Source organism: Nonomuraea lactucae, from assembly GCF_003313395.1.
Taxonomy (GTDB): domain Bacteria; phylum Actinomycetota; class Actinomycetes; order Streptosporangiales; family Streptosporangiaceae; genus Nonomuraea; species Nonomuraea lactucae.
The window spans coordinates 1-5,478 of sequence record NZ_QNFZ01000820.1; the positions used below are offsets into that span (position 1 = coordinate 1).

The 5,478-nt window shown below is 72.4% G+C and carries 7 protein-coding genes; 5 read left to right on the forward strand and 2 right to left on the reverse strand.

Features of this window, described 5'->3' with window-relative positions; genetic code table 11:
* The 3 genes from DQW85_RS28550 to DQW85_RS28560 all read left to right on the forward strand — a co-directional run.
* The coding region (locus DQW85_RS28550; protein WP_113702969.1) for an SDR family oxidoreductase at positions 1-568 on the forward strand (568 nt) is incomplete at its 5' end.
* 156 nt (positions 569-724) lie between these two features.
* Positions 725-2,047, forward strand: coding sequence for a formimidoylglutamate deiminase (locus DQW85_RS28555; RefSeq protein ID WP_113702970.1), 1,323 nt, complete (start codon positions 725-727; stop codon positions 2,045-2,047).
* Between the two features lie 187 nt (positions 2,048-2,234).
* Positions 2,235-3,176: a sigma-70 family RNA polymerase sigma factor gene (locus DQW85_RS28560; protein ID WP_113702971.1), complete on the forward strand. Its 942-nt coding sequence runs from the start codon at positions 2,235-2,237 to the stop codon at positions 3,174-3,176.
* Positions 3,177-3,300: 124 nt separating this feature from the next.
* Here the strand turns inward: DQW85_RS28560 and DQW85_RS28565 are convergent, their stop codons facing one another.
* Positions 3,301-3,876 (reverse strand): TetR/AcrR family transcriptional regulator, encoded by a 576-nt coding sequence (locus DQW85_RS28565; RefSeq protein WP_113702972.1) that lies wholly within the window; start codon positions 3,874-3,876, stop codon positions 3,301-3,303.
* Positions 3,877-3,953: 77 nt separating this feature from the next.
* Here DQW85_RS28565 and DQW85_RS28570 point away from each other — a divergent pair, with 77 nt between their 5' ends.
* Positions 3,954-4,769, forward strand: a complete 816-nt coding sequence (locus tag DQW85_RS28570) for an alpha/beta fold hydrolase (protein ID WP_113702974.1) — start codon at positions 3,954-3,956, stop codon at positions 4,767-4,769.
* A 19-nt stretch (positions 4,770-4,788) separates the two neighbouring features.
* On the opposite strand, the gene DQW85_RS28575 is transcribed toward DQW85_RS28570, so the two are convergent.
* A complete protein-coding gene (locus DQW85_RS28575) occupies positions 4,789-5,160 on the reverse strand; it encodes a nuclear transport factor 2 family protein (protein WP_113702973.1) in 372 nt (123 codons plus the stop codon).
* A 59-nt stretch (positions 5,161-5,219) separates the two neighbouring features.
* On the opposite strand from DQW85_RS28575, the gene DQW85_RS28580 reads away from it, so the two are divergent.
* The coding region (locus tag DQW85_RS28580; protein WP_205315480.1) for an ABATE domain-containing protein at positions 5,220-5,478 on the forward strand (259 nt) is incomplete at its 3' end.

The following is a 5,478-nucleotide window of genomic DNA, read 5'->3' on the forward strand; positions in this document are numbered from 1 at the left end:
CGCCGCGCTGGCGGCCGAGCTGCCCGGCGCGCGGGCCTGGCCGGTGGAGCTGACCGCGGTCGGCCCGGCCGACGTCGAGGGCGTCGAGCGGCTCGACGTGCTCGTGCATAGCGCGGGGATCGCGCCGCTCGGCCGGATCGACGAGACACCGGCCGGCGTGTGGCGCCGGGCGATGGAGGTCAACGTCGTCGCGATCGCCGAGCTCACCCGCCTGCTGCTCCCCGCCCTGCGGAGGGCCGGCGGCCACGTGGTCTGCGTCAACTCGGGCCAGGGCCGGCGGGCCGCCGCGGGCTGGGGCCCGTACGCGGCCGGCAAGTTCGCGCTGCGGGCGTTCGCCGACGTGCTGCGCCTGGAGGAGCCGGCGCTCCGCGTGACGACGATCTACCCGGGCCGGGTGGCCACCGACATGCAGCGCGGCGTGCGCGAGCACGAGGGCGGGCCGTACCAGCCGGAGAGATACCTGCTGCCGGAGAGCGTCGCCCGCGCCGTGCTGGCCGCGCTCAACGCGGGACCCGACGCCCACCTGACCGAGCTGATTCTCCGCCCCGCCGCGGGCCCCGTCACCTGACGTGCCCGGTGCCGTCCGGCTGAATGGATCCATTCACTACAGTGGGTCCATGCACAGTGGGTCCATGCTCGACGAACTCGCGCGGATCGGACGAGACCTCACGACCGGCGGCCATGTCAGGGACACGGCCGCACTCGCGAGCGTGCTGGAGGACCTGTGTCGGTGACCTACTGGTGCGAGCACGCCTGGCTGCCCGAGGGCGTGGCGCACAGCGTGCTCATCGAGGTGGACGGCGAGAGGATCGCCGAGATCACCCAGGGCGATCCGGGCGCGGCCGAACGCCTGACCGGGCTCACCGTCCCCGGCCTGGCCAACGCCCACTCGCACGCCTTCCACCGGGCGCTGCGCGGCGCCACCCAGACGGGCCGGGGCGACTTCTGGACCTGGCGCGAGCAGATGTACGAGGTGGCCGCCCGCCTCGACCCCGACGGCTACCTGGAGCTGGCCAGGGCCGTCTACGCCGAGATGGCCCTGGCCGGGATCACGTGCGTCGGCGAGTTCCACTACCTGCACCACGGGCCCGGCGGGCAGCCCTACGACGACCCCAACACCATGGGCCACGCGCTCGTCCGGGCGGCGCGCGACGCCGGGCTGCGCATCGCGCTGCTCGACACCTGCTACCTGACGGGCGGCTTCGGCGCCGCGCTTTCGGGCACGCAACTGCGCTTCGGCGACGGCGACTCCGAGCGCTGGGCCGTACGGGCCGAGCGCCTGGCCGACGCCTACCGGGGGCAGACCGACGTGCAGATCGGCGCGGCCGTCCACTCGGTCCGGGCGGTGCCGCCCGAGCACATCCCCGCGGTCGCCGAGTTCTCCCACCGGCACGCCGTCCCGCTGCACGCGCACGTCTCCGAGCAGCGCGCCGAGAACGTCGCCTGCGTGGAGATGTACGCCGCCACCCCGGTGCAGGTCCTGCACGAGCACGGCGCGCTCGGACCGCGTTCCACCGCGGTGCACGCCACCCACCTGAACGGCGTGGACATCGAGCTGCTCAGCCAGTCGGGCACCCACATCTGCATGTGCCCGACCACCGAACGCGATCTCGCCGACGGCATCGGCCCCGCCAGGACCCTGCACGACCGGGGTGCCCCGCTCACGCTCGGCTCCGACAGCCACGCCGTGATCGACCTGTTCGAGGAGGCCCGCGCCCTGGAGCTGAACGAGCGGCTGGCCAGCCAGAGACGCGGCCACTGGAGGGCCGCCGAGCTGCTGGCCGCCGCGACGGGCGCGGGCCACGCCTCGCTCGGCTTCCCCGACGCGGGCCTGCTCGTCCCCGGCGCGTGGGCCGACCTGGTCTCCATCCGCCTCGACTCGGCACGTACGGCGGGCACCAGCGGAGCGGAGGCCGCGGTGTTCGCGGCCACGGCGGCCGACGTCCACTCGGTGATCTCGGGAGGCCGCCGCTTGGTCACCCAGGGACGGCACGAGCTGGGCGACGCCGGGGCCATGCTGAACGAGGCGATAGGAAGGATCCGATGACCACGCCCGCGTCGCTGGAGGCGGTCCGGGCCGGGGTTCCCCTCGTCCACCAGGTGTTTCACCGTGGTCTCCTCCTTGAGGAGGACATCCAGAACCGTCCGCTGGTCGTACCCCTTTAGGGAATCTTTGCATCGGGTCGGACGTTGGCCGGATATAGAACGCAGCTGCGGAACGAGGTGGCCAGGGGATGGCAAGGCCTACGGGGAGTCGCACGCAGGAGCAGCACGTCGCCGAGCGCGATCTGCTGGGGACCTATCTGGCCGAGATCGGCCGGGTCCCGCTGCTCACGGCTGAGCAGGAGGTTGAGCTCGCGAAACGGATCGAGGCGGGTCTGTTCGCCGAGCAACTGCTCGACAGCGGAGGCACGGAGCCGCGGATCGGGGACGCGGCCGACGAGGAGCTGGAGCGCCTGGCGGTCTCCGGCCAGCGGGCGAAGGACGAGTTCATCCAGGCCAACCTGCGCCTGGTGGTGGCGGTGGCGCGCAAATACTCGGGGCGCGGGATGCCGCTGATCGACCTGGTCCAGGAGGGCAACCTCGGACTGGTGCGGGCGGTGGAGAAGTTCGACTACAAGCGGGGATACAAGTTCTCCACGTACGCGACGTGGTGGATCAGGCAGTCGGTGGGCCGGGCCATCCACGAGCAGGCGCGGCCGGTGCGGCTGCCCACCCACGCCGGTGAGCAGATGACGCGGCTGATGCGGGTGCGGCGCGACATGCTGGCCGAGTTCGACGCCGAGCCGACCGACGACGACCTCGCCGAGGTCCTCGACCTGCCGATCGAGCGGGTGCGCGAGCTGCGCCGCTGGGCCTCCGACCCGGTGTCGCTGCAGCTGGGCGTGGGCGACGAGGACGAGACCGAGCTCGGCGACATGATCGCCGACGAGACCTGGGCCGACCCGGAGCAGCAGGCGATCGACATCCTGGAGCGCGAGCGGCTCGACGAGTGGCTGACCGGCCTCGAGGGCGACATCCGCGAGATGCTGCGCTGGCGCTACGGGCTGGTCGACGGCCGCGAGCACACCCTCACCGAGGTGGGCGAGCGCTACGGCATCGGCCGCGACCGGGCCCGCCGCATCGAGCGCGACGCGCTGGCCAGGCTCCGCAGGATGGCCACCGCCGCCGCCTGACCTTCAGGGCCGGCCGAGAAGCTTTCGGGCCTGACGAGGAGCCTTCGGGTCTGAGCGGCCCGATGACCCTTCAGGGCCCGACGAGCCTTCAGGGTCCGACGAGCCTTCAGGGTCCGAGGAGCCTTCAGGGTCCGAGCGGGCGGAGGAGGCGGCGCAGGAAGTCGGCCACGGCCGCCTCCGCCGCCTCCTGGCGCCCTTCGCGGGCCACCAGCAGGGCGCTCTCGTTGATCGCGGCCAGCAGCATGTGCGCGTGCAGATCGGCGAACTCGGCGGGCACCGCCCCCGTCGCCTGCAGCGCCGTCTTCAGCATGCCGAAGGCGTACCTCTCCTCCATCGCCCGCCACCGCTCCCAGCCGATGACCGAGGGCGCGTCGATCAGCACGATGCGCCTGACCACGGGGTCTCCGGCCAGCCTGATCCACGCCAGGCAGCCTGTCACCAGCGCCTGCCCGGGGTCGGTCACGCCGCGCACCGACTCGACGATCGCCCGGCCGGCCTCCGCCTCCACGGCCTCCAGCACCGCCTCGAACAGCGCGTCCTTGCCCGCGTAGTGGTGGTAGAGCGCGCCCCGGCTCAGCCCCGACTCGTGCAGCACGGCCTCGATCGACGTGCCCTCGTAGCCGTGCTCGGCGAAGAGCCGGCGGGCGATGGCGACGACCCGTTCGCGCGTGGCGGCGCCGCGCTCTGCCCTGAGGTTCATGGACCCAACTCTAGACATACCGACCGGCAGTCGGTTATTTTCCAGACCGACAGTCGGTTTGCTTGAGGGGAGTGGTCATGAAGAAGGCCGGTGGGCTGGCGTACAGGGACGAAGGTTCCGGAGGCGACGGCCCTGTCGCGCTGTTCCTGCACGGGGTGGGCACGAGCTCGCACCTGTGGCGCAACGTGATCGCCGAGCTGCGGGACGAGCGCCGGTGCGTCGCGCCGGACCTGCCCGTCCACGGCGGGAGCGACGCCCGCGACGACCTGTCGCTGCCCGGGCTGGCGGAGGCGGTGGAGGAGTTCTGCGCCGAGCTCGGGCTCGGCCCCGTCGACCTGGTCGCCAACGACACGGGCGGCGCGGTCGCTCAGCATCTCGCCGTCCGTCATCCCGAACGGCTGCGCACACTCACGCTGACCAACTGCGACGTGCACGAGGCCACGCCGCCCGAGGCGTTCAGGCCCACGGTGGAACTCGCCGCGCGCGGCGAGCTGGCGCCCCTGACCGCCGCCCTCCTCGACCGGCCGGAGCTGATCTCCCAGAGCGTGTACGGCGAGGCCTACGAGCGCATCGACGACCCGGCCGCCCTGGTCGAGGCGTACGTCCGGCCGATCCTCGCCAAGCCGGGCGGCGGCGAGGCGTTCGAGCGCATGCTGGTCTCGATCGACGCCAAGGACATGATCGCCATCGAGCCGCTGCTCACGGTGCTGGCCGTGCCGACGCAGGTCGTGTGGGGCACCGGCGACGCGTTCTTCGACGTCCGGTGGGCTCGCTGGCTGCGGGACACCATCCCGGGGGTGCGCGGGATCGTCGAGATCGAGGGGGGCCGGCTCTTCTTCCCCGACGAGCGAGCCGCCGAGCTGGTGCCCCACCTGCGGAGCTTCTGGGGCTGAGCCGCGCGGGCCGGGAGTGTCAGGCGGCCGGCGCCGGGGTGATCTGGAAGACGGCCGCCCTCCACTCGCCCTCCCTGCGGACCAGGGCGGTCGTGGCGTACACCCGCATCGTCTGCTTCACCGTGCCGTTCATGAGCACGTCGATCTCCACTGTGCTGGTGTGCACGGCGCTGTCGCCGGTCAGCATGATCACCTTGTGGTCGGACTGGTCGGTGCGTGTGTACGGGTTCCGGTTCTCGGCGAACCCCTTGAGTATGGCGTCACGGTCGGTCGTCACGCCCCACGGGGAGACGCTCACCACGTCCTCGGTGAGGAAACGGTCGTAGAACGCGGCGTCGCCGTTCCGGTTGGCCTCCCAGGCCCGTTCGGTCAACGCGATCAGCTCGTCCATCGTGTCCCCTCGATTCCGCTGACACCGGTTTAACTGGTGTCGAGTGTTACACTGATCGGGTGGACAGTGCAAGCGGGATGACGCTGACGGCGCGCGACGGGCAGCGTTTCAGGTTCGACGCGGGCGCGCTGTGCCTGGAGTTCCTGCTCTCGGGGGCGGTGGAGCCGTGGGAGCAGTTGCACGCGCCGGAGGACCTCGCGGCCTGGATCCCCCGGTCGCGGCTCGCCGTCCGAGGGGCGGTGGTGGCGGGCGCGGGCGACCTCGCGGCGGCCAAGCGGGTGCGCGCCGCGATCCAGCGCCTCGCCGAACACGCCACCG

What these genes read in the sequence shown, in the direction of transcription:
- DQW85_RS28570 (WP_113702974.1), top strand. Translation starts at nt 3,954, where the DNA reads ATGAAGAAGGCCGGTGGGCTGGCGTACAGGGACGAAGGTTCCGGAGGC.
- DQW85_RS28560 (WP_113702971.1), top strand. Translation starts at nt 2,235, where the DNA reads ATGGCAAGGCCTACGGGGAGTCGCACGCAGGAGCAGCACGTCGCCGAG.
- DQW85_RS28565 (WP_113702972.1), bottom strand. Translation starts at nt 3,876, where the DNA reads ATGAACCTCAGGGCAGAGCGCGGCGCCGCCACGCGCGAACGGGTCGTC.
- DQW85_RS28575 (WP_113702973.1), bottom strand. Translation starts at nt 5,160, where the DNA reads ATGGACGAGCTGATCGCGTTGACCGAACGGGCCTGGGAGGCCAACCGG.